The organism is Streptomyces sp. NBC_00631 (assembly GCF_045206895.1).
Taxonomy (GTDB): Bacteria; Actinomycetota; Actinomycetes; order Streptomycetales; family Streptomycetaceae; genus Streptomyces.
Window position 1 is genome coordinate 10,168,619 of record NZ_CP107734.1, and the last position, 23,130, is coordinate 10,191,748.

At 71.0% G+C, this 23,130-nt stretch carries 24 protein-coding genes and 1 pseudogene; 16 read left to right on the plus strand and 9 right to left on the minus strand.

The annotated features are described in order from the left end of the window. Positions 1 to 83 precede the first annotated feature (83 nt). Complete coding sequence (locus OHB00_RS45785) at positions 84 to 764, minus strand: transcriptional regulator (protein ID WP_406444195.1); 681 nt, start codon at positions 762 to 764, stop codon at positions 84 to 86. 174 nt (positions 765 to 938) lie between these two features. Between OHB00_RS45785 and OHB00_RS45790 the strand changes: the two genes are divergently transcribed. Continuing rightward, positions 939 to 1,907, plus strand: coding sequence for a pyridoxal-phosphate dependent enzyme (locus OHB00_RS45790; RefSeq protein WP_406444197.1), 969 nt, complete (start codon positions 939 to 941; stop codon positions 1,905 to 1,907). 97 nt (positions 1,908 to 2,004) lie between these two features. Here OHB00_RS45790 and OHB00_RS45795 read toward each other — a convergent pair whose 3' ends face one another. Beyond that, positions 2,005 to 2,397, minus strand: coding sequence for an SCO5389 family protein (locus OHB00_RS45795; protein WP_406444199.1), 393 nt, complete (start codon positions 2,395 to 2,397; stop codon positions 2,005 to 2,007). A gap of 74 nt (positions 2,398 to 2,471) precedes the next feature. Between OHB00_RS45795 and OHB00_RS45800 the strand changes: the two genes are divergently transcribed. Beyond that, entirely contained in the window at positions 2,472 to 3,947 is a 1,476-nt protein-coding gene (locus OHB00_RS45800) for a purine-cytosine permease family protein (protein WP_406444201.1), read from the plus strand. Then, positions 3,944 to 4,489, plus strand: coding sequence for a cysteine hydrolase family protein (locus OHB00_RS45805; protein ID WP_406444203.1), 546 nt, complete (start codon positions 3,944 to 3,946; stop codon positions 4,487 to 4,489). The genes OHB00_RS45800 and OHB00_RS45805 overlap by 4 nt, the downstream gene beginning before the upstream one ends. Here the strand turns inward: OHB00_RS45805 and OHB00_RS45810 are convergent. Next, a pseudogene (locus tag OHB00_RS45810) lies at positions 4,486 to 4,908 on the minus strand (hypothetical protein); the annotation flags it as partial. The gene OHB00_RS45805 and the pseudogene OHB00_RS45810 sit on opposite strands and share 4 nt — an antisense overlap. Before the next feature lie 474 nt (positions 4,909 to 5,382). Here OHB00_RS45810 and OHB00_RS45815 point away from each other — a divergent pair. The 3 genes from OHB00_RS45815 (at position 5,383) to pqqB (ending at position 7,902) form a co-directional block, all read left to right on the plus strand. Continuing rightward, positions 5,383 to 5,784, plus strand: coding sequence for an SseB family protein (locus tag OHB00_RS45815; protein WP_365707084.1), 402 nt, complete (start codon positions 5,383 to 5,385; stop codon positions 5,782 to 5,784). Positions 5,785 to 5,836: 52 nt separating this feature from the next. Beyond that, positions 5,837 to 6,949 (plus strand): hypothetical protein, encoded by a 1,113-nt coding sequence (locus tag OHB00_RS45820; RefSeq protein WP_406444206.1) that lies wholly within the window; start codon positions 5,837 to 5,839, stop codon positions 6,947 to 6,949. Positions 6,950 to 7,011: 62 nt separating this feature from the next. Next, entirely contained in the window at positions 7,012 to 7,902 is an 891-nt protein-coding gene (pqqB, locus tag OHB00_RS45825; RefSeq protein WP_406444207.1) for a pyrroloquinoline quinone biosynthesis protein PqqB, read from the plus strand. On the opposite strand, the gene OHB00_RS45830 is transcribed toward pqqB, so the two are convergent. From OHB00_RS45830 to OHB00_RS45855, 6 genes are all read right to left on the minus strand, one after another. Then, the gene (locus OHB00_RS45830; RefSeq protein ID WP_406444208.1) at positions 7,899 to 8,300 is read right to left on the minus strand and encodes a MarR family winged helix-turn-helix transcriptional regulator; all 402 of its coding nucleotides are present in this window, start codon (positions 8,298 to 8,300) and stop codon (positions 7,899 to 7,901) included. The two genes, pqqB and OHB00_RS45830, sit on opposite strands and share 4 nt — an antisense overlap. Positions 8,301 to 8,381: 81 nt before the next feature. Then, a complete protein-coding gene (locus OHB00_RS45835) occupies positions 8,382 to 8,732 on the minus strand; it encodes a VOC family protein (RefSeq protein ID WP_406444210.1) in 351 nt (116 codons plus the stop codon). A 238-nt stretch (positions 8,733 to 8,970) separates the two neighbouring features. Continuing rightward, a complete protein-coding gene (locus OHB00_RS45840) occupies positions 8,971 to 10,005 on the minus strand; it encodes a LacI family DNA-binding transcriptional regulator (protein ID WP_406444212.1) in 1,035 nt (344 codons plus the stop codon). After that, complete coding sequence (locus OHB00_RS45845) at positions 10,002 to 10,907, minus strand: carbohydrate ABC transporter permease (RefSeq protein WP_406444214.1); 906 nt, start codon at positions 10,905 to 10,907, stop codon at positions 10,002 to 10,004. The genes OHB00_RS45840 and OHB00_RS45845 overlap by 4 nt, the downstream gene beginning before the upstream one ends. After that, positions 10,904 to 11,881: a carbohydrate ABC transporter permease gene (locus OHB00_RS45850; protein WP_406444215.1), complete on the minus strand. Its 978-nt coding sequence runs from the start codon at positions 11,879 to 11,881 to the stop codon at positions 10,904 to 10,906. The genes OHB00_RS45845 and OHB00_RS45850 overlap by 4 nt, the downstream gene beginning before the upstream one ends. Then, positions 11,878 to 13,197 carry an ABC transporter substrate-binding protein gene (locus tag OHB00_RS45855; protein ID WP_406444217.1) on the minus strand — a complete coding sequence of 440 codons (1,320 nt, stop codon included), beginning with the start codon at positions 13,195 to 13,197 and terminating at the stop codon, positions 11,878 to 11,880. Before OHB00_RS45855 ends, OHB00_RS45850 begins: the two co-directional genes overlap by 4 nt. Before the next feature lie 240 nt (positions 13,198 to 13,437). On the opposite strand from OHB00_RS45855, the gene OHB00_RS45860 reads away from it, so the two are divergent. The 10 genes from OHB00_RS45860 to OHB00_RS45905 all read left to right on the plus strand — a co-directional run bounded on the left by OHB00_RS45860 (position 13,438) and on the right by OHB00_RS45905 (position 23,116). Then, a complete protein-coding gene (locus OHB00_RS45860; RefSeq protein WP_406444219.1) occupies positions 13,438 to 15,459 on the plus strand; it encodes a beta-galactosidase in 2,022 nt (673 codons plus the stop codon). Positions 15,460 to 15,576: 117 nt separating this feature from the next. Next, on the plus strand, positions 15,577 to 17,136 hold the full coding sequence (locus OHB00_RS45865; RefSeq protein WP_406446291.1) for a glycosyl hydrolase 53 family protein: 1,560 nt from the start codon (positions 15,577 to 15,579) through the stop codon (positions 17,134 to 17,136). Positions 17,137 to 17,346: 210 nt separating this feature from the next. Next, on the plus strand, positions 17,347 to 17,634 hold the full coding sequence (locus OHB00_RS45870; RefSeq protein ID WP_406444221.1) for an ArsR family transcriptional regulator: 288 nt from the start codon (positions 17,347 to 17,349) through the stop codon (positions 17,632 to 17,634). 29 nt (positions 17,635 to 17,663) lie between these two features. Then, entirely contained in the window at positions 17,664 to 18,617 is a 954-nt protein-coding gene (locus tag OHB00_RS45875; RefSeq protein ID WP_406444223.1) for an SMP-30/gluconolactonase/LRE family protein, read from the plus strand. A gap of 69 nt (positions 18,618 to 18,686) precedes the next feature. Next, complete coding sequence (gene crcB, locus OHB00_RS45880) at positions 18,687 to 19,148, plus strand: fluoride efflux transporter CrcB (RefSeq protein WP_406444225.1); 462 nt, start codon at positions 18,687 to 18,689, stop codon at positions 19,146 to 19,148. Then, a complete protein-coding gene (locus tag OHB00_RS45885; protein ID WP_406444227.1) occupies positions 19,145 to 19,525 on the plus strand; it encodes a DUF190 domain-containing protein in 381 nt (126 codons plus the stop codon). Before crcB (OHB00_RS45880) ends, OHB00_RS45885 begins: the two co-directional genes overlap by 4 nt. Beyond that, complete coding sequence (gene crcB, locus OHB00_RS45890) at positions 19,522 to 19,896, plus strand: fluoride efflux transporter CrcB (protein WP_406444229.1); 375 nt, start codon at positions 19,522 to 19,524, stop codon at positions 19,894 to 19,896. The genes OHB00_RS45885 and crcB (OHB00_RS45890) overlap by 4 nt, the downstream gene beginning before the upstream one ends. A 72-nt stretch (positions 19,897 to 19,968) precedes the next feature. Further along, on the plus strand, positions 19,969 to 20,805 hold the full coding sequence (locus OHB00_RS45895) for an undecaprenyl-diphosphate phosphatase (protein WP_406444231.1): 837 nt from the start codon (positions 19,969 to 19,971) through the stop codon (positions 20,803 to 20,805). 197 nt (positions 20,806 to 21,002) lie between these two features. Beyond that, complete coding sequence (locus OHB00_RS45900; protein WP_406446293.1) at positions 21,003 to 21,680, plus strand: FadR/GntR family transcriptional regulator; 678 nt, start codon at positions 21,003 to 21,005, stop codon at positions 21,678 to 21,680. After that, entirely contained in the window at positions 21,677 to 23,116 is a 1,440-nt protein-coding gene (locus tag OHB00_RS45905; RefSeq protein WP_406444232.1) for an amino acid permease, read from the plus strand. Before OHB00_RS45900 ends, OHB00_RS45905 begins: the two co-directional genes overlap by 4 nt. The last annotated feature ends 14 nt before the right edge of the window (positions 23,117 to 23,130 follow it).

Genomic DNA, 23,130 nt, shown 5'->3' on the forward strand with positions numbered 1-23,130 from the left:
GCACCAACGGCGGCACGACCTGGACCCAGTGCGGCCCCTTCACCGCCACCACCGTCACCCGCACCACCCACGCGCCCGGTCGGTCAGCCGGCGCGGGTCGCCGACAGGTAGTTGTAGGCGGAGGCCCGGGAGATGCCGAGGCGGGTGGCGACCTGCTGGACCGCACCGCGCACCGCGAAGACGCCCTGCCGGTCGAGGTCCCGGAACAGCTCCAGCCGTTCCTCGCGGGTGAGGTGGGGCCACGGCTTGGCCCGGCGGAGCTGGCGGGCGTCGACGACCGAGTCCAGTACGGCGGTGATGTCGTCGCCGAACGTGGTGGTCGGCGGCGCCCCGGGCCCGGCGGTGACCCCGGCGAGGCCGCCGACCAGGGCGTGCACCTGGTGGACGGCCGTGACGTCGAGGTTCACGCACAGCGCCCCGAACGCCGTACCGCGCGAGTCGCGCAGCACCATCGTGGACGACTTGACCAGTTTCCCGTCCCGGGTGCGGGTCAGGTAGTTCAGCTCGTCGCTCGCCGCGTCGCCGGACGCCAGCAGTTTCATGCCGATCTCGCTCATCGAGCCGCCGACACTACGGCCGGTGACCGATCCGGCGAGGGCGACGACGGAGTGCTCCGGGCGGCGGAAGTCGTGGACGACGACCTCGCAGAAGGTGCCGAAGGTCGCCGCGATCCCGTCGATGACCGGGGACAGCGCCCCGATGATCGCGTCCTGTTCGGCCCGCGCCGCGGCCTCGCCGCCCGCAGCCGCCGGTTCCTGTGCCATCCGCTCGCCTCCGTGCCCCCTGACCCGACGGGTCTGGACTTCACGTCCAGATGATAGACAATCAGTCCAAGCGGTCGACGCCGGCCGGTCGCGGGCCGACACCGAACGGCCGATGTCGCGTCCCGCGGCCGCCACCCACCCGGCGCCCGGCGGCGCCCGGAACGGAGGACGAACATGCCCTACACCCCGCCCGTGACCCTCCAGGACGTGCACGACGCGGCCGCGCGGATCAAGGGAGTGGCCCACCGCACCCCCGTGCTGCGCTCCCGCACCCTGGACGAGCTGGTCGGTGCCGAGGTCTTCCTGAAGTGCGAGAACCTCCAGCGCATCGGCGCGTTCAAGTTCCGGGGCGCCTACAACGCCGCGTCCCGCCTGTCCGCCGCGCAGCTCGCCAAGGGCATCGCCGCCTACTCCTCCGGCAACCACGCCCAGGCCGTCGCCCTGGCCGCCCGTGAACTCGGCTCCACCGCCGTCATCGTGATGCCCGAGGACACCCCGCGCGCCAAGCTGGAGGCGACCGCCGGATACGGCGCGGAGATCGTGACGTACGACCGCTACACCGGCGACCGGGTCGCGATCGGCGAGGCCCTCGCCGCCGAACGCGGGCTCGCGCTCATCCCGCCGTACGAGCACCCGCACGTCATCGCCGGACAGGGCACCGCCGCGCTCGAACTCATCGAGGAGGTCGGCGAGTTGGACGCCCTGGTGGTGCCGGTCGGGGGCGGCGGGCTGATCGCGGGCAGCGCCACCGCCGCCAAGGGGCTGCTGCCCGGGATCCGGGTCGTCGGGGTCGAGCCGGAGGCCGGCGACGACACGAAGCGGTCCCTGGCGGCGGGGCACCGGGTGTCGATCCCGGTGCCCCGCACCATCGCCGACGGCCAGGCCGCGGACATCCCCGGGGCGCTGACCTTCTCCGTCAACCAGCGCCTGGTGGACGGCATCTCGCTGGTCGGCGACGACCAGATCGGGGACGCGATGCGGTTCGCCTTCGAGCGACTGAAGACCGTCCTGGAGCCGAGCGGCGCCAGCGGTCTGGCCGCGCTGCTCGCCCACCGGGTGGCGCCGCTGCCGCGCCGGATCGGCGTCGTCCTGTCCGGGGGCAACGTGGGCGCGGAGCGTTTCGCCGAGATCATCGCCGGCTGACCACGCAGACGAGCGACGGCACCCCGAAGCGGGGTGCCATACACCGCCGCAGTGCGGGACCTGCCGGGCGGCTCTCGTGCGGCCGCCCGGGGAGGGCTCAGCAGTCGCGGAACTCCGGCGACTGGTTGAGGATCTGCGCGCGCGCCGAGCTGAACCGGGTGTGCGTCTCGCCGCCCCGCGCCGCGGGCGGGAACACCGCGACCCGGTGGCAGTTCCGGAAGGCGAGAGCGACCCCGAAGTGCCGCTCCAGGCTGCCGCGGATCGCGTCGGAGGACAGCGCCCGAAGCAGCCGCCCACGTTCCCTCTCCGAGGGCGGCGGGGTCTGGTTGTCGGCGAACTCGGCTTTCCCGCCGCGCAGTTCGACGGCCGGCCGGGCGATCAGCTCATACGCGTACGGCAGTGACGTACGGACGGTTTCCACGAAGTCCTCATCCCGCACCGCGCCGTTCTCGGCTTCGTCGAGCAGCTGCGGGGAGACGTCGAGCGACATGTGAGTGGTGTCCTTGACCGTCGTCACCGGCCGACCTAGCCTCCAGCCAACACACCTGGACAGATGGGCCGACGATGGCGGACGCACGGGAACCCGGCAGACAGCTCCAGGTCGAGAAGCACGGGCTCGACGTGATCGGCGACGCCGACCGCAAGGGCACCCCACGCATCCTCTTCTGGCCCTGGTTCGGCGCGAACGTCTCCGTCCTCGGGATGAGTTACGGCGCCTTCGCACTCGGCTTCGGCATCTCCTTCCGGCAGGCGCTGGCCGCCGGTGTCCTCGGCATCCTCGCCTCCTTTCTGCTCTGCGGCTTCATCGCGGTCGCCGGAAAGCGGGGCTCGGCCCCCACCATGGTGCTCAGCCGCGCGGCGTACGGGGTCCGGGGCAACCGGCTGCCCTCGGTCGTCTCCTGGGTGCTCACCGTCGGCTGGGAAACCGTCCTGATCGCCCTCGCCACCATGGCCACCGCGACCGTCTTCACCCGGCTCGGCTGGGGCGGCGGCACCGAGACCGAGGTGGTCGCGCTGATCGTGGTCTGCGCGCTGACCGTGGCCGGCGGTGTGACGGGCTTCGACCTGATCATGCGGCTGCAGACCGTGATCACCGTGGTGACCGGTGTCCTCACCGTCGTCTACGTCGTCCTTGTCGCCGACCACGTCCACTGGGCGACGGTGAGTGCGATCCCGTCCGGCTCCGCCCAGGAGTTCATCGGCGCGCTGGTGTTCATGATGACCGGCTTCGGCCTCGGCTGGGTCAACGCGGCCGCCGACTACTCGCGTTATCTGCCGCGCGGCTCCTCCAGCCGGGGCGTGATCGGCTGGACCACCTTCGGCGGCTCCGTCGCCCCGCTCCTCCTGCTGGTCTTCGGCCTGCTGCTCGCGGGCTCCTCCACGACCCTGAACAAGGCGATCGCCGCCGACCCCATCGGCGCCCTCACCACCCTGCTGCCCACCTGGTTCCTGGTCCCGTTCGCCGTCGTCGCCGTACTCGGCCTGGTCGGCGGCGCCGTCCTCGACATCTACTCCTCCGGACTGGCCCTGCTGTCGGCGGGCCTGCCCGTGCCCCGCTACCTCGCCGCCCTGGTCGACGGCGTCCTGATGATCGCCGGCGCGGTCTACATCGTCTTCTTCGCCGACGACTTCCTCGGCCAGTTCATGGGCTTCCTCACCACCCTCGGCGTGCCGATCGCCGCCTGGTGCGGGATCGTGCTCGCCGACCTGGCACTGCGGCGCCGCGACTACGACGAGGCCGACCTCTACCGGCCGCAGGGCCGCTACGGCGACGTCCCGCTCCTGCCCCTGCTTCTCACGCTCGCCGCCACGGCCCTCGGCTGGGGCCTGGTCACCAACACCGCCGCGAGCTGGCTGACCTGGCAGGGCTATCTGCTGGACCCGCTCGGTCTCGGCGGCAGGTCCGGCGCCTGGGCGTACGCCAACCTGGGAGTCCTGGCCGCCCTGGCGCTCGGCTTCCTCGGCACCCTGGCCCTGGGCCGTGGCCGGGTCCGGGCCCAGGAGAGCCTGCCCGCGAGCACCCCGGCGATGACCGTATGACGCTCTCGCCCGGCCTCCTGGCCGTCATCGACATGCAGCACGTCTTCGCCGACCCCGCCGGCCCCTGGGGCGCCCCGCGCTACGCCGAGGCGGCGGCGGGCGTACGGCGCCTGCTCCCGGCGTTCGGCGACCGCACGGTCTTCACCCGCTTCGTCGCCCCCACCCACCCCGACGGAGCCTGGCGGGCCTACTACGACCAGTGGCCCTTCGCGCTCCGGCCCCCCGACGCCGCCCTGTGGCGGCTGACGGACGAGTTCGCCGAGCAGGCCGAAGTCGTCCTGGACGCCCCGACGTTCGGCAAGTGGACCCCCGAACTCGCGGCCCGCGCCGCCCCGCACGGCCGCCTGGTCCTGGCCGGCGTCAGCACCGACTGCTGCGTCCTGTCCACCGCCCTGCCCGCGGCCGACGCCGGCATCGAGGTCCTGGTCGTCGCGGACGCCTGCGCGGGCGCCGACGACGACTCCCACGCGAAGGCACTGCACCTGCTGGACCTCTACCGCCCCCTGATCCGGGTGACCACCACCGCCGAAGTGCTGGCCTAGTCCCTGCGGGACACCTCCACGTTCTCCAGGATGCCGAGGGCGTCGGGGACCAGGACGGCGGCCGAGTAGCAGGCGGTGACCAGGTAGGAGGCGACCGCCTGTTCGTCGATGCCCGCGTGGGTGGAGATGCGCCGGCCGTGGTCGGCGTTGTGCAGCAGGCCGAAGTCCCGGCCGTTGACCAGCTCGTGTTCCTGGCGCTCGCGCAACTCCTGGACGGCGAGCCTGAGTTGGTGCTCGGTCTGGTCCATGGGCCGGCTGTACAGGTCCGCCACCCGGGTGTGGACGCGCAACACGGTCCGCGCGATGCTCAGTTCGTACTCGCGCGGTGCCGGCTGGTAGTCCACGAAGGTGTGCGGGATGTCCGGCTCGCCGGCATGGCCCGCGCTGAGCGCGATCCGGGCCTCGCCGAAGGCGTTCGTCTCCACATACCCACGGGAACGTCCGAGTCAGCCACCGGGAGCTGATCTCCTGCATCTGGGGCGCGGACTTGGTCGTCGTGGTGAGATTCCGTGCCGCGGCGGTGCGGAGGCTCTGCTGCTCACGCTCCTCGGCGTCCGCCGCGTGCGTCGTACCGGTCTCGACCGACATCGCTTGCCTTCTTCTCGCGTCGCAGGGGTGACGGAACGGACACGGACCATCACCTCCCGTGGTCAGCCCTACCCCCGCGCCACCCCTCGCTCCCACCTGTCCCACCCCCGGCCGCCGGTTTCCGGCCGGGGGACAGGTGGGAGCCACCGGGAGCGAGGCTCCCGAGCGGGATGCCACGGGTGCGACGAAAGCCCTGGTGGTGTCCCCGGCGCATGCCCCGGCTCCGACCGGGTACGCGTGCCGTGGCCGCCCGGTGCCCTGCCGGACCCGCGGCCCGTACCACCACAGCTACCTGGGGATCTGCCATGGAGACACCCGCACACGACGACTTCCCGACGCCGGCCCAGCGGGCGCTCGACTCGCTGGCCGTGAACGCCGAGGACCACGACGCCCTGGACACGCTCGCGCACAGTGACGTGCTGGTCCCGGTGCCGGACGACGCCGCGGAGGCGGCCGACCCCGCGATGATCGCCCTGCCCGTCCTGGAACGCCCCGACGGCGACCCCGTCGTCCCGGTGTTCACCTCGGAGGGGGAGCTGACCGGCCTGCTGCCGACCGTCTCCCGCTACCGCGTGGTGCCGCTCGGCGCGCTCGCCTCGCAGTGGCCCGAGGAGAACCTCTCGCTCGCCATAGACGGCAGCTCGGCGCACGCGCTGACGCTGACCTCGGAGGGAGTGCGCACCCTGCTGGCCCGGCCGGCGGGCTGACCGAAGGGCTCTCCGGTCACCGGGAGGCCGCCGTGGGGGCCAGAATGGCGCCATGGAATGGATCTCCGGGGTGGCCGGGGGCCTGGTACTGATCCTGGTCCTGCGCAGCATCCTGCGCACGCTCGTGGTCCCCCGTGGCCTGTACTCCGTGCTGGTGTACCGGCTGTGGTGGGGCCTGCGCCGCGTGCTCTGTCTCACCGCGCACCGCGGCGGCTACCGGGCCATCGACCGCGCCCAGACCTGGCTCGCCCCGCTCATGCTGATCGGCATGCTCGCGGCCTGGCTCGGCGGGGCGTTCCTCGGCTTCGGGATGCTGCTGTACGCGTTGTCCCCGCTCTCCTGGAGCACCGCGTTCCGGGAGGCCGGCTCCAGCCTGTTCACCCTCGGCTTCGCCAGCGGCGCCCGGCTGCGGCTGTCCGCGCTCGACTTCGTCGCCGCCGCCACCGGCCCGGTCGTCATCGCGCTGCAGATCGCCTATCTGCCCACGCTGTACGCCGCCTACAACCGCCGCGAACTGGAGGTCACCCTTCTCCAGTCCCGCGCCGGGGAGCCCGCCTGGGGGCCGGAGATCCTCGCCCGGCAGTGGCTGGTGGACACCGAGACCGCGCTGCCCGAGCTGTACCGGTCCTGGGAGCGGCTGGCCGCGGACATGGGGGAGAGCCATGCCACCTATCCGGTGCTGCTGGCGTTCCGCTCGCCCCGTCCCTACCGCAGCTGGCTGGTCGGCCTGATCGCCGTCATGGACGCGGCCGCCATGCAACTCGCGCTCTCCCCGCGCTCCGCTCCGCCGCAGGCCCGCCTGGTGCTGCGCGCCGGGTTCACCGCACTGCGGGACATCGCCGCCTCCGTGCGGGCGACCTTCGACCCCGACCCGGCACCGGACGCCCCCATCGAGCTGACCTACGGGGCGTTCGAGGAAGCCGTGACCATGCTGGAGAAGACCGGATTCCGGGCCGAGCGCGGCACCGAGGAAGCCTGGCCGCACTTCCACGCCTGGCGGGTCAACTACGAGGCTGTCGCCTACGAGCTGTGCCGGCGCTGCGATGCCGTACCCGCGCTGTGGACCGGTGGGCGCGACTTCCCGTCGGAGCCGATTCCGCCGCGGCGGCCGGTGGACCGGCGGCCTTCCGAAGGACGGCCGGAAGTTCCCCCCGGGCGCGGGTAGCGCGGCGCATCCTGAGGGAAGATCCCAGGAGGGGTCGGGGAGACCGAGAGGGGCGGATCGTCGTGAGGGTCGTCCTGCTGGGCACCGCCGCGGGCGGCGGATTCCCGCAGTGGAACTGCGCCTGCGGGCTGTGCGCCGCCGCCCGGGACGGCAAGCTGCCCTCCCGAAGCCAGGAGAGCGTCGCCCTGACCGGCAACGGCCGGGACTGGTGGCTGCTCAACGCCTCCCCGGACATCCGAGCCCAGCTCACCGCCACGGCCGCGCTGTGGCCGGGACCGGGCCCCCGCGAGACCCCGGTGCGCGGCGTGCTGCTCACCGACGCCGAAGCCGACCACGTCGCGGGCCTGGCCGTGCTGCGCGGGGCGCCGGAGCTCAAGGTGTACGCGGCCCCGCCGGTGCGCACGGTGCTGGCCCCCGCGCAGGGCGCCCTGGACCGCTATGCCCCCTGGGAGTGGGCCGACAGCCTGGCCGACGGCGGCTTCGTGCTGGCCGGTGGCCTGGTCGTCACCGCCCACCCGGTCGGCGCCAAGGTCCCTGCGTACGTCCCGGCCGCGCTCGCCGAGGCCGACGGCCGCTGGGTCACGGCCTACCGCGTCGAGGACCTCGCCACCGGGGGAGTGCTCCTCTACGCCCCCTGCTTCGGAGCCTGGAGCGACGCCCTGGACGAACTGTGCACGGAGGCCGACTGCGCACTGCTGGACGGCACCTTCTTCACGGCCGGCGAGATGGGCGGCACGCTCCGCTCCGGACCCAGGCAGGCGGCGATGGGCCATCTCCCCGTCTCCGGCGCGCACGGCAGCCTCGCCGCCCTGGCCGGCCATCCCCGCACCCGCCGGATCTACACGCACCTCAACAACACCAACCCCCTGCTCGACCCGGCGTCCCGGGCCCGTGCCCGGGTGGCGGCGGAGGGCGTCGAGGTCCTCCCCGACGGGATCGAGTTCGCGCTCTAGGGGGTGCCCCCGCCTTCCAGCATCCGGCCCAGCACCGCCCGCTGCAGCGGGCGTACCTCGGCGTGCAGGGCGCGGCCCTTGGCGGTGAGCGCGACCCACACGCCCCGGCGGTCCTCGACGCAGACCGACCGCTCCACCAGGCCCTCCTTCTCCAGCCGTCCGATCAGCCGGGACAGCGCGCTCTGGCTGAGATGGACCCTTCCCACCAGGTTCTGCACCCGGCAGTGGTCACCCTCGGCGGGGGTCTCGGTGGCGAGCAGGTCGAGCACCTCGAAGTCGCTCGCGCCCAGCCCGTGCGGATGCAGCACCCGGTCGATCTCGCACATCGTGCGCGCGTGCACCGACAGGATGTCCCGCCACTGTTCCTCAAGCCGGGCCTCGGCCGTCTTCACTGCCATACCCGCACCGTAACACCGATCAAGCCAATTGTTGAGTGTGCAACTAGTGCGGGTGCAAGCAGTCTTCGAGGAGTACGCGGCTCAGGCCACCGGGTCCTGGAGCAGGCCCACCATGTTGCCGTCGGCGTCCTTCACCGAGGCGACCAGCCGGCCGTTGCCGACGTCCCGCGCGTCCTGGACCAGCTCGGCGCCCGCCGCCAGCAGCGCCGCGAGCCGCTCGCGCAGGTCGGTGACGTGCCAGAACGGCGTCGGCCCGGTCAGCCCCTGGGCATGCCCGTTCGGGTCGAGGCCGACGTCCTGCCCCGCGGCCTTGAACCCGATGTAGTACGGCTCGTCGGCGTACGGCTCGACGCCCAGCAGCGCCCCGAACAGAGCCTTGGCCCGCGCCGCGTCCTTGACGGGGTAGATGATCGTCTGCACGCCTGCGGTCATGGCGCTCTCACTCCTCGCGATAAGGGAACCGGCGCTTTTCGGCCGGTGATCCCACGCTAGGACCCGGGAGCCCATCGCAGCTTCTCCGATCCTGACCGCTTGCGGACCTCGCCGAAAGCTCCCCGAAGGGGCGCGGGGCTGTATTGCATGTGCGGCTACCGCCGGGTGGGCGCGCCCAGCCCCCACACAGCCGCAGCCGCCCGACAACGCGCCCCGCCAACCCCCGGCCGCGCCCGGCTCACGCAGACTCGCGTCGCACCAGCTCCGTCGGCAGGATCACCGCCGCCGGGTCCTCGCCCCCTATCTGGGCGAGCAGCACGCGGACCATCTCGTTGCTGATCCGGTCCCAGGGCTGGCGGATGGTGGTGAGCTGGGGGGTCACCGCGGTGGCCGCCGGGGAGTCGTCGAAACCGCCGACAGCGATGTCATCCGGCACCCGCCTGCCGGCTCGCTGCAGCACCGCCAGCACCCCCTGCGCCATCAGGTCGGAGGCCACGAACACCGCGTCCAGGTCCGGGGCCTGCGCGAGCAGCCGCTCGGCCCCCGCCTCGCCGCTCGCCTTGCTGTAGTCCCCGGACACGACGAGCGCCTCGTCGATCGCGACGCCCGCCTCGGTGAGGACCTCCTTGTACCCGGCGAGCCGCTCGACACCGCCCGGGGTGTCCAGCGGGCCGGTGATCATGCCGATCCGGCGGCGCCCCACGTCCAGCAGGTGCCGGACCATGTCCCGGGCGCCGTCCCGGTCGTCGGCGGCCACGTAACTCACCTTCGAGCCGAGTCCGATCGGCTTGCCGCAGGCCACCAGCGGCACGCCCGCCTCGCGCAGCTCCTCCGCCACCGGGTCACCGGAGTGACTCGACACCAGCAGCACCCCGTCGACGTGCCCGGCGGTGATGTACCGCGTGATCCGCCGCCGTTCGTCCTTCGTGCCCGCCAGCATCAGCAGCAGCGGGATGTCGTGACCGGCCAGCGCCTGGGTGCAACCGCTCAGCAGGACGTTGAAGTTGGGGTCCTCGAAGAACCGCTCCTGCGGCTCCGTCAGCAGGAAGCCGACCGAGTCCGAGCGCCCGGTGATCAGCGAACGGGCGTGCCGGTTCACGACATAACCGGTCCTGCGGATGGCGTCGTTGACCGCCTCCGCGGCGGCGGGGCTGACGTAGTGCCCGCCGTTGAGCACCCGCGAGACGGTGCCCCGGGAGACACCGGCCTCGCGCGCCACGTCATGGATCGTCGGCGGTTTGCGCCGGCCCCCGGCACTGCTGCTCATGGTCATGACTTTACGGCCCCGGAAAGCAGGTCAAGGCTCCAGAAGCGCTGAATCACCAGGAAGAGCGCGATCAGCGGCAGCACGGCCAGGAACGCGCCGGTGATCACCAGGGTGTACAGGGCCGGGGTGTTGGCGCCCTGCTCCAGGAGCGTGTACAGACCGACCGTGAGCGGGAACTTCTCGTCGTCGCTCAGCATGATGTACGGCAGCAGGAAGTTGTTCCACACGGCCACGAACTGGAACAGGAACACCGTCACCATGCCGGGGATCATCATCGGCAGCGCGATCCGCGTGAAGATCCGCCACTCGCTCGCCCCGTCCATCCGGCCCGCCTCCACCACGTCGGCGGGCACGGTCGCGGCCGCGTAGATCCGCGAGAGGTAGACGCCGTACGGCGACAGGATCTGCGGCAGCAGCACGGACAGGTAGGAGTCCGTGAGGTTCGCCTTGGCGAGCAGCAGGTACTGCGGGATGGCGAGGATGACCGGGGGCATCAGCACGCCGGCCAGCAGCACGTTGAAGATCGCCTCGCGGCCCTTGAACCGGTACGTGGCCAGGGCGTAGCCGCTGAACGCCGACACGCCCGTGGAGACCACGGCGCCGAGACCGGCGTACAGGGCGGAGTTGCCCATCCACTTCCAGTAGATGCCGTCGCGGTAGGCGTCGAGGTCCTTGAGGTTGGCGGCGAAGCCGGAGCCGGGCAGGAAGGTGAACGTGGAGAACAGCTCGCTGCCGGACTTGGTGGACGCGATCACCACCCAGGCCACCGGGAGCAGGGTGTAGATCGCGCCGAGGAGCAGGGTGACCGTCGGGATGAGGGCGATCCGGCGGCGCAGCGGCGGCCCCTGGGCGGTGCCGGGCGTCGTACCGGCCGCCGGTGCGGCCTTGCGGACGGCAAGAGAACTCACTGCGCTGCCTCCTGCCTGTTGCGGCGGTTCGCGGCCCGCAGGAACCCGAAGGACAGCACCAGCGTGGCGATGGCGATCAGGGTCGCCTCGGCGGCGGCCGAGTAGATGTCACCCCGGCGGAAGGCGTCCTGGTACACCTTCATCAGGGGGCTCCAGCTCAGGTTGACGGAGTTGGTGAAGGGCTTGATGGTCATCGGCTCGTTGAACACCTGGAGCGTGGCGATGATCGAGAAGAAGAAGGTCAGCACCAGCGAGGGCGCCACCATCGGGATCTTGATCCGCAGGGCGATCTGCAGCGGCGTGGCGCCGTCCAGCTTCGCCGCCTCGTGCACCTCGACCGGAATGGACCTGAGCGAGGTGTAGATGACGATCATGTTGAAGCCGGTGCCGCCCCAGACCGCGATGTTGGACAGGGCCAGGAACAGCGGGCCGCCGTCCAGCAGGTCGGGCTGCGGCAGGTGCAGCCTTTCGAGGACGTAGTAGAAGGGGCTGACGTCCGGCAGGTACAGGAAGCCCCACAGCAGCGCGGCCACCACGCCGGGGATGGCGTACGGCAGGAAGATCGCGAGCCGGGTGAACGGGGCGAGGCGGACCCGCTCGGAGTCGAGCATCAGGGCGAACAGCAGGGCGAGGCCCAGCATCACCGGCACGACGATGCAGCCGTAGCCGAGGACGCGCAGCGCACCGGCGTAGAACTCGTTGTCGGTGAGGGCGTCGTGGTAGTTCTCCAGTCCCGCCCAGACCTCCGTGCGGGCGCCCGCGCCCAGGCCGAGGCCGGAGACGTGCACCTTGCGGAAGCTGAGCCAGACCGCGTATCCGATGGGCAGCGCGAAGAACAGCGCGAAGAGGATCGTGGCGGGAAGGAGGAAAAAGTAGGGCGCGCTCCGCGCTCGTTTGAGGGTGGTGGTGGGAGACGGGTGGGCGTACGGGGCCCCCTTGACCCCGTACGACCTCCGGCTGGTGGGGCTGGTCACTGAGAGACCTCGAAGCCCTGCTTCTTCATGTCGGCGACCGTGGCGTCCTGCATGGTGTTCAGGGCGGTCACGAAGTCCGACTTGTTCTTGGCGGCGGCGCCGAACGCGTCGTTGAAGGTCGTGTAGGCGACGTTCACGTTCGGGCCCCATGCGGAGGGCGCCGTGGTCTTGGCGATCTCGGCGGCCTTGGCGTAGAAGTCCGACTGGTTCGAGAAGTAGTCCGGAGAGGTGGCGAAGGCGCCGCTGGTCTGGGCGTTCGTGGCGGCCGGGTAGATGCCGCTCTCCTTGGCCAGCGCGTTGAGCGCCTCGCCGTCCGTGTTCAGCCAGGCCGCGAACTTGGCGGCGGCCGCCTGGTGCTTGGAGTCGGTGGTGACGGCGGTGGAGGAGCCGCCCCAGCTGCCGGTGACGTTCTCGGACGCGGACCACTGGGGCAGCGGGGCCATCGCCCACTTGCCCTTGGTGTCGGGCGCGGCGGTGGTCAGCGTGCCGGGCGCCCACACGGCGGAGACCCAGGCGATCTGCTTGCCGGTGTCCAGCGCCTTGTTCCAGGCCGGGGTGTACATCGGCTGGTTGTCGATGGCGCCCTCCTTGACCAGACCGCCCCAGAACTTGGCGACCTTCTGGGTGGCGGCGTCGTTGATGGCGACCTTCCACTTGTCGCCGGAGGTGGTCCACCACTTGGCGCCGGCCTGCTGGGCGAGGCCCGCGAAGAGGCCGGAGTCGTTGGCGGAGAACGTGGTCAGGTCGAGGCCGGGTGCCTTCTTCTTCAGCTGACGGGCGTCCTGGGCGAACTCGTCCCAGGTGGTGGGCACCTTGAGGCCGTACTTCTTGAAGAGGTCCGCGCGGTAGTAGAACATCATCGGGCCGATGTCCTGCGGCACCGCGTACACCGCGCCCGTGCCCAGCGTGACCTGCTGCCAGACGCCGTCGGCGAACTTCGACTTCGCGTCGCCGACCGACTTGGATATGTCGGCGACCGCGTCGTTGCTGACCAGCGTCGGCAGCGCCTGGTACTCGGCCTGCACCAGGTCGGGGCCGTTCTTCGCCTTGTGCGCGGTGAGGATCTTGGTGACCAGCGTGTCGCCGGACGCCTGCTTCTTCACCGTGACGGTGATCTGCTCCTTCTTGCCCTCGCCCTTGTTCCACAGGTCCACGACCTTGTCCATACCGGGCGCCCAGGCCCAGTACGTCAGCGAGACCGGACCGGAGTCGGCCTTGCTGTCGTCGTCGGACGAGCCGCAGGCGGCGAGGGCGGTGGCGCCGAGCGAGACGGCGACGGCGGTTGTCACGAGGCGGCGGCGCTTCGTGTGCGGCATGGATCTCTCCCCTGACCTGGGCCCCCGCACCTCGCGGGAACCTGCCATGCAGATGATGTGTGAGCGTTCTCAGACCTGGATCATCGCCCGTCGCGAGTCCGTGTCCTGCTCTGTGAGCGTTCACAGTAGAGAAACATCCCGGACACTTGTCAATGGTTGTTGCTGTGCGGTTATGTTGGGCTCACGCCACGACCCACGTCTGTGAACGTTCCCAAATGATCGATTAAACGGGAGAGATCCATGCCGGACACCACCCCCAGGGGCCTGACCAGGCTCGCCTTCGGTGGGGACTACAACCCCGAGCAGTGGCCGGAAAGCGTCTGGCACGAGGACGTCCGGCTGATGCGCGAGGCCGGGGTCACGATGGTGAGCGTCGGGATCTTCTCCTGGGCCCTGCTGGAGCCGGCGCCGGGGGAGTACGACTTCGGCTGGCTCGACCGGGTCCTCGACCTGCTGCACGAGAACGGCATCCGCGTCGACCTCGGCACTCCCACCGTGGCACCGCCCGCCTGGTTCTACCGCGCCCACCCCGAGGCCCTGCCGGTGACCGCGGAGGGCGTGCGCTACGAGTTCGGCTCGCGCGGTGCCATCTGCCACTCCAACGCCGACTACCGCGCCGCCGCCGCGGACATCACCACCCGACTCGCCGAGCGCTACGGCCACCACCCGGCGCTCGCGATGTGGCACGTCCACAACGAGTACGGCGTCCCCGTGTCGGCCTGCTACTGCGACTCCTGCGCGGCCCACTTCCGCCGCTGGCTCACCGGTGCCTACGGCACCGTGGACGCGGTCAACGCGGCCTGGGGCACGGCCTTCTGGGGCCAGCACTACACCGACCTGGCGCAGATCAACCCGCCGCGGGTCACCCCGACCGTGGGCAACCCGGGCCAGACCCTGGACTACAAGCGGTTCGCCGACGCCACCATCCGCGAGAACTTCCGCATGGAGCGGGACATCCTGCACCGCCTCTCGCCCGGCGTCCCGGTGACCACCAACTTCATGACCGCCCTCAGCCAGTGCGACTCCATGGACTACTGGGCCTGGGGCCGGGAGGTCGACCTGGTCACCAACGACCACTACCTGATCACCGACGGCCGCCGCACCCACGTCAACCTCGCGATGGCCGCCGACCTCACCCGCTCGGTGGCCGGCGGCGCCCCCTGGCTGCTCCTCGAACACTCCACCTCGGGCGTCAACTGGCAGCCCCGCAATCCTGCCAAGGCCCCCGGCCAGATGGCCCGCAACTCCCTGGGGCACGTGGCCCGCGGCTCCGACGGCGCGCTGTTCTTCCAGTGGCGGCAGTCCCGGCGCGGCGCCGAGAAGTTCCACTCCGCGATGCTCCCGCACGGCGGCACCGAGACCCGGGTGTGGCGCGAGGTCGTCGAACTCGGCGCCTCCCTGGACTCGTTGAGCCAGATCAGGGGCACCCGCACCCAGGCCGACGTCGCCGTCCTGTGGGACTGGCAGTCCTGGTGGGCGCAGAACCTCCAGTGGCGCCCCACCGAGGACCACGACCCGCGCGAGCGCGCCGACGCCTTCTACGAGGCTCTGTACGACCGCCACCTCACGGTCGACTTCGCCCACCCGGAAAGCGACTTGTCGGCCTATCCCCTTGTCGTCGTGCCGGCCCTGTACCTGATGACGGAGGCGGCCGGGAACAATCTGCGCGAGTACGTCGAGAACGGCGGCACGCTCGTCGTCTCGTACTTCTCCGGAATCGTCGACGAGCACGACGCGGTGCACGAGGGCGCCTACCCCGGCCCCCTGCGCGAGACCCTCGGCCTCACCGTGGAGGAGTTCTCACCGCTCCTGAAGGACCAGCGGGTACGGCTGACCGGCCCCGAAGGATCCGAGCTGACCGGCGACGTGTGGACCGAGTTCGTCGTCCCGGGTGCCGCCGAGACCGTCTGGAGCTACGCGGACGGCCTCACCGCCGGCCTTCCGGCGGTCACCCGGCACCCGCTGGGGGAGGGCACCGCCTGGTACGTGTCGACGCGCCTGGACGCGCACGGCCTGGACGCCCTGCTCGGCTGGGCCGCCGAGGACGCCCGGATCGCACCCCGCGCCGAACTGCCCCGCGACGTCGAGGTCATCCGCCGCACCGGCGAGTCCGGCTCCTTCCTCTTCGCCGTCAACCACACCGCCAGCGACGCCAAGGTGCCGCTGGAGGCGCACGGCACCGAACTGCTGACGGGCGAACGCGCCGCGGGCAACCTCGCGGTCCCCGCGGGCACCGTCCGGGTCGTACGACTCGACGGCTGAGCCCGCCGAGACTCCCCTCCGTCCGCGAGTGCCACGAGAGCCGCGGGCGGAGGGGCCTCCTCCGGCCTCACCGGAGGCCTCCCCACCCCAGTCACGTCGAAGGGACGACGGACGATGATGTTCCATCCCAGACGCACCCTCAGAGCCCTGCTGCTGCCGCTCCTGGCCGGGCTCGCCCTCACCGCCCTCCCCGCCCAGACCGCCCGGGCCGCGAGCACCCTCACCAACGGCGGCTTCGAATCGGACGGTGCGGGCGTGGCCACGCCCACCGGCTGGTCGGAGTACGGCGACACGGGTGCCTCGTACACCGAATCGGGTGGCCACGGCGGCAGTTACCGGCTGAGCCACTACTCGGCCTCCGCCTACAAGGTGGAGACCTACCAGTACCTGTCGGGGCTGACCAACGGCAACTACACGCTCACCGCCTGGGTCCGCTCCAGCGGCGGCCAGAACTCCGCCTACATATCGCTGAAGAACTGCGGCAGTTCGGAGCAGAGGACCGATCTGCCGGTCTCCACCAGCAGCTGGGTCCGGATCGTCACCTCGATCGCGGTCACCAACAACCAGTGCACGGTCAGCATCAACTCCGACGCCAACGCCGGAAACTGGATCAACGTCGACGACCTGACCTTCGCGTCGGGCTCGACCGGGCTGTCCGTCAAGGGCGCCGACATCTCGTCACTGGCCAAGAGCGAGGCCAAGGGCGGGGTCTACAAGACCAGCTCCGGCACCACCGGGGACGCGGTCACCATCCTCAAGAACGCCGGCATGAACTACGCGCGGCTGAAGGTCTGGGTCAACCCGGCCGACGGCTACAACGACAAGGCGCACGTGCTGGCCATGGCCAAGCGGATCAAGGCCGCCGGCATGAAGCTGCTGGTCGACTTCCACTACTCGGACAGCTGGGCCGACCCGGGCAAGCAGACCAAGCCCGCCGCCTGGTCCGGCCACTCCTACAGCCAGCTGAAGACCGACGTGTACAACCACACGTACGACGTCCTCAACGCCCTGAAGTCCCAGGGCACCACCGCCGACATGGTCCAGATCGGCAACGAGATCAACGGCGGCATGCTCTGGTCCGAGGGCTCCACCGACAACTGGTCGCAGCTCGCCGGTCTGATCAACTCCGGCTACAGCGCGGCCAAGGCGGTCTCCTCCTCCACCCGGGTCGCCCTGCACCTGGCCAACGCGGGCGACGACGCCACGGTCCGCTGGTGGTTCGACAACGCCAAGACCTACGGCATCAACTACGACGTGATCGGGCTGTCGTACTACGGCTACTGGCACGGTTCGCTGGCCGCCGCCCAGACCACGCTGGACGACGTCGCCTCCCGTTACTCCAAGCCGGTCTTCATCGCCGAGACCGCCTACCCGTTCACCCTCGCCCAGGACGACTCGCTGGAGAACCAGATCGACACCAGCAGCGAACTGGTCACCGGCTACCCGGCGAGCGCGGCCGGCCAGCTGGCCTGGATGAACGCCGTCGCGAGCATCGTGGAGGCCGTCCCGAACGGCCGCGGGCTCGGCGTCTTCTACTGGGAGGCGACCTGGACCGCCGTCACCGGCAACGGCTGGGACCCGACCGACGCCTCCTCCGGCAACGGCTGGGAGAACCAGGCCCTGTTCGGCTACGACGACAAGGCCCTGTCCTCCATGGCGTGGTTCAGCCACCGCTGAACCACCACTGACCGAGGGGCCCGGCCGTAAGGGGACGGTCGGGCCCCTCCGCTCTGCCCTGAAACACGGCCTGCGGGCAAGTCCCCGACCGGCCGACCTCGCACGGCCGTTCGATCTCGGACAACGCGCCCCGACTCCCTGACGACCGGGCTTCGGCTGCGGGACAGTGGGAAGACAGACTGCGAGGAGGCAGGGACGGAGGCCGGTCGGATGCTGAGGAACGCCACGAGCGCAAGCCGCCTGGACATTCTGGACTGGCTCAAGGATCCGGCGGCCCACTTCCCGCCCCAGCGCCATGCCGACCTCGCCGAGGACGGCGTCACGGTCCGGGCCGTCGCCGCCAAGCTCGGGGTCTCCCGCAGGGTCGCCGGCACCCATCTGGGTCTGCTGGCCCGCCTCGGCCTGCTCCGCACCAAGCGCATCCGGTACCGCGTCTACTACCGGCGCGACGAGATCCGGATCGCCGAGGTGGCCCGGATGTTCGAGAAAGGCTGGTGAGACCGGTTCGGCCTGCCACCATGGGACCCATGGACCGACCTGCGCGCCTCGTCCCCCTCCACTACGTCGCCGTCGGCGGCCGGGGCCCGGAGGACGTGGTCACGGATCCCGACGGCCGGGTGCTCACCGGCGTCGAGGACGGCCGGATCCTCCGCCTGGACGGCCTCGGCGATCCGGACACCGCCCGGGTCCGGACACTCGCCCGGACCGGCGGCCGCCCGCTCGGGCTCGACCTCCTCCCGGACGGCGATCTGCTGGTCTGCGACGCGGAACGCGGCCTGCTGCGGGTCGGCCTCGCCGACGGCGCCGTCCATGTCCTCGCCGACACGGTCGAGGGAGAGCCGCTGGGATTCGCGAGCAACGTGGTCGCCCTGCCCGACGGCACCGTGTACTTCACCGCCGCCAGCCGCCGTTTCCCCCTCGCCCAGTGGATCGGAGACATCGTCGAGCACAGCGGCACCGGCCGCCTGCTGCGCCTCGCACCGGGCGCGCGCACGGCCGAAGTGGCCTGCGACGGGCTGCAGTTCGCCAACGGGCTGGCCGTGAGCGGCGACGGCACGTTTCTGATCGTCGCCGAGACCGGCGCGTACCGGCTGACCCGCTACTGGCTCACGGGCCCGCGGGCCGGCCGCGCCGAGTTCTTCGCCGAGCTCCCCGGCATGCCCGACAACATGTGGCGCGACGGCGATCTCACCTGGGTCGCCCTCGCCGGTCCGCGCAACCCCCCGCTCGACGTCCTTCACCGCACCCCGCTCGCCGTCCGCCGGGCGGCCGCGCGTGCCGCCGTGCACGCCCCCTACCGCCCGGTCGGCGCCCTCGCCGTCATGGCGCTCGACGACCACGGCCGCGTCGTCCACCACCTGGCCCGGCAGCGCTCCGGCTTCCGCATGGCCACCAGCGTCTGCCGGACCGGCCGCCACCTGGTCGTCGGCAGCGTGTGGGAGCCCGGCGTCGCGGTCTGCGCGGCACCCGCCGCGAAGTGACCGCCGGGTACGCCCGGCGGTACCCTGGGGCACCCGTCAGGGGCGGTGCCGAACAGGAGACGTACGACCATGACAGCCCCGGAAGCCGAGAGCCTCCGCGTCCAGCCGACTGCTCGGCGACGGTCCGAGTGGCGCGGGCACGCCCCGGTCGTCGCGGTGGTCGCCGCCGGCGGCGCGATCGGCGCCGTGGCCCGCTACGCCCTGGCCCTGGCCCTGCCCACGGCCGCCGGGGGATTCCCCTGGGCGACCTTCTGGGCGAACGTCATCGGCTGCGCGGTGATCGGCGCGTTCCTGGTCCTGATCACCGAGGGACTCCCCGCGCACCGGCTGGTCCGGCCCTTCTTCGGCACCGGCGTCCTCGGCGGCTTCACCACCTTCTCCACCTACACCGTCGACATCCAGAAACTGGTCGACCACGGCCGGCCCGCCGTCGGGCTGGTCTATCTCGCCGGGACGCTGTGCGCGGCGCTCGCGGCGGTGTGGTGCGCGGCCGCCGTGACCCGCCGTGTCCTCACCCGGAGGCAGCGATGACGAGACTGACCGGCCGCGCCCTGCGCCTGACCGTCTACATCGGCGAGGACGACATCTGGCACCACAAGCCCCTGTACACGGAGATCGTGCACCGTGCCCACACGGCCGGGCTCGCCGGGGCCAGCGTCTTCCGGGGCATCGAGGGCTTCGGCGCCTCCTCCCGTATCCACACCTCCCGGCTGCTGTCGCTGAGCGAGGACCTGCCGGTGGCGGTCGTGGTCGTGGACACGGAGGAGCGGATCCGGGCGTTCCTGCCCCAGCTCGACGAACTGGTGACCGAAGGCCTCGTGACCTTGGACGACTGCGAGGTCATCAGGTACGTCGGCCGCGCAGACAACACGGGCGAACCGGACGCGGAAGGTAAGAACTCGTTGTGAACTGGCTGTTGGTCGTCCTCGGTGCCGCCGTCGGGGCTCCGCTGCGCTACCTCACCGACCGCGCCGTCCAGGCCCGGCACGACTCCGTCTTCCCCTGGGGCACCTTCGTGGTGAACGTCACCGGCTGCCTGATCCTGGGCCTCCTGACCGGCGCGGCGTCGGCGGGCGCCGCGAGCCCGCACCTCCAGCTGCTGCTCGGCACCGGCCTGTGCGGGGCGCTCACGACGTACTCGACGTTCTCCTACGAGACCCTCCGGCTGACCGAGACCGGCGCGGGGCTCTACGCTGCGGCCAACGTCGTCGCGAGTCTCGTCGCCGGACTCGCGGCGGCCTTCGCCGGAGTGGCGATCTCCCAGGCCGTCTGGGCCTAGGACTTGCTTCACACCTGCGCGCTGTAACACTGTCTACAGCACTGTCGACCAAACTCTGCAGAACTGGATCCCATGAGCGCCATCTCCGTCGGTCAAGCCGTCGTCCTCGGTGTCGTCGAGGGGGTGACGGAGTTCCTCCCGGTGTCCTCCACCGGTCACCTCAAGATCACCGAGGGGCTCATGCACATCCCCGTCGACGACAAGTCCGTCGTCGGGTTCTCCGCCGTCATCCAGGTGGGCGCCATCGCCGCCGTGCTCGTGTACTTCTTCAAGGACATCAAGCGGATCGTCTCCGCCTGGTTCCGGGGCCTCACGAACAAGCAGGAGCGGTACCACCACGACTACAAGTTCGCGTGGTGGGTCATCTACTCGACCATCCCGATCGTCCTGGTGGGCCTCGCCGCGAAGCCGCTGATCGACGGACCGCTCGGCTCCCTCTGGGTGGTCGGCGGCTCGCTGATCGTCGGCTCCGTCGTGATGTGGTGCGCGGACCAGATGGGCCGCCACAAGCGCGGTGAGGACGACACCTCCTTCAAGGACGCGATGCTGGTCGGCTGCTCGCAGATCCTCGCCCTGCTCTTCCCCGGCTTCTCCCGCTCCGGTGCCACCATGTCCACCGCGCTCATCCTGGACCTCGACCGCGTCGCCGCCACCCGGCTCTCCTTCTTCCTCGGCATCCCGGCCCTGACCGGCGCCGGTCTCTACGAGCTCAAGGACGCCCTGGGTGCGGGCGTCGGCGCCGCACCGCTCGCCGTCGGCACGATCGTCTCCTTCGTCGTCGCCTACGCGTCCATCGCCTGGCTGCTGAAGTTCGTCGCCAAGCACTCCTTCAACGCGTTCGTGATCTACCGCATCGTCATCGGCCTGGCTCTCTTCGGCCTGCTCGCCGCCGGAACCATCGACGCCTGAGCGGCCGGGCCGCTCCGCGCCCTCCGGTCACCGCTCCGCCACGGGGTGCGACGCCTGCGCATGCAGGAAGGTGTCGCACCCCGTGAACGTTTCCTTTCGCGACACCTTGACAGCCTCGTCCCGCAACCCGGAACATCTCATCCGTGAACCTGTCAGACAGCCCGACAGCCGGACAGCCCCCGCGGCGCGTGAGCGCCATGGAGGCGGTACTGGCCCACCTGCGCGCCGCCATCGAGCGCGGCGAGTACGCCGTCGGCGACAAGCTCCCCTCCGAGGCGGAGCTCTGCCGCACCCTGGAGATCAGCAGGCCCGTCCTGCGCGAGGCCCTGCGGGCCCTGCAGACCATGGGCCTGACCGTCTCCAAGACCGGCAAGGGCACCTTCGTGGTCGCCAGCGCCGTCGAGGACCCCACCTTCGGCGACTACGCGGCCAGCGACCTGCTCGAAGTGCGCCGGCACATCGAGATCCCGGTCGCCGGGTACGCGGCGCTGCGCCGCACCCCGGAGAACCTGGACCACCTGGCCCATCTGCTCGACCGCATGGAGCGGGAGACGGACACCACCGCGTGGGTCGCGATGGACACCCTCTTCCACCTGGCCGTCGCCGAGGCCGCCCAGAACCCGGTCTTCCGCCGGGTCATCGAGGAGATCCGGGACGCACTGGCGCGTCAGTCGGCCTTCCTCAACGAACTGGGCGGCCGCCGCGAGCAGTCCAACCGGGAGCACCGGGCCATCGTCGAAGCGCTGATGGACGGTTCCGAACTCGACGCCGTGGACGCCATGAGCCACCACCTCGACCGCGTCGAGACGACCCTCACCCACATCGTGCGCCCCGCGCGCACGGACCAGCACCAGGAAGGCGGAACCGAGGCGTGAGCGAACAGCACCTCAAAGACGAGACGCGCCCCTCGTCCCGTCACGTCGACGCCGGCGACCACGGCTACAGCAAGTCGCTGAAGCACCGGCACGTCAACATGATCGCCATCGGCGGCGCCATCGGCACCGGCCTCTTCCTCGGCGCCGGCGGCCGCCTCGCCGACGCCGGCCCCTCCCTCTTCGTCGCGTACGCGGTCTGCGGAGTCTTCGCGTTCCTCGTCGTCCGCGCCCTCGGCGAACTCGTCCTGTACCGCCCGTCCTCCGGCGCCTTCGTCTCGTACGCCCGGGAGTTCATGGGCGAGAAGGGCGCGTACACGGCCGGCTGGATGTACTTCCTGAACTGGGCCACCACCGGCATCGCCGACATCACCGCGGTCGCCACCTACACCCACTACTGGGGGATGTTCTCCGACATACCCCAGTGGGTCATCGCCCTGATCGCCCTCGCCGTGGTCCTCACCGTGAACCTGATCTCAGTGAAGATCTTCGGCGAACTGGAGTTCTGGTTCGCGATCGTCAAGGTCAGCGCCCTGGTGATCTTCATGGTCATCGGCATCTTCCTGCTGGTCACCCAGCACCCGGTCGACGGCGCGACCCCCGGCCCGTCCCTGATCGCCGACAACGGCGGCGTCTTCCCCAACGGCCTGCTGCCGATGCTGCTGATCATCCAGGGCGTCGTCTTCGCCTACGCCTCGGTGGAGCTGGTCGGTGTCGCGGCGGGCGAGACCGAGAACCCCGAGAAGATCATGCCGAAGGCGATCAACTCGATCATGTGGCGCGTCGGCCTCTTCTACGTCGGCTCGGTCGTCCTCCTCTCGATGCTGCTGCCCTGGAACAGGTACACGGCGGGACAGAGCCCCTTCGTCACCGTGCTCTCGCACATCGGCGTCCCGGCGGCCGGCGGCGTCATGAACCTCGTCGTCCTCACCGCGGCCATGTCCTCGCTCAACTCCGGCCTCTACTCCACCGGCCGCATCCTGCGCTCCATGGCAGTCAACGGCTCGGCCCCCAAGTTCACCGCCAAGATGAGCCGTACCCAGGTGCCGTACGGCGGCATCCTGCTCACCAGCGGTATCTGCGTGCTCGGCGTGGGCCTCAACTTCGTCGTCCCCGCCGACGCGTTCGAGATCGTCCTCAACTTCGCGGCGATCGGCATCCTCGCCACCTGGGGCATGATCATGCTCTGCCACCTGCTCTTCTGGCGGAAGACCCAGAACGGCGAACTCACCCGACCCGGCTACCGAATGCCGGGCTCCCCCTGGACCGAGATCGTGACGCTGGCGTTCCTCGCCTCCGTCCTGGTCCTGATGTACGCCGACGGCGGCGCCGGACGCACCACCGTGCTGTGCCTGCCGCTGATCGTCGCCGCGCTGGTCGCCGGCTGGTACGCCATCCGCGGCCGCCTCGCGCGCTCGTCCACCGGAACCGGCGCGTGAACCGCGCCCGGGTC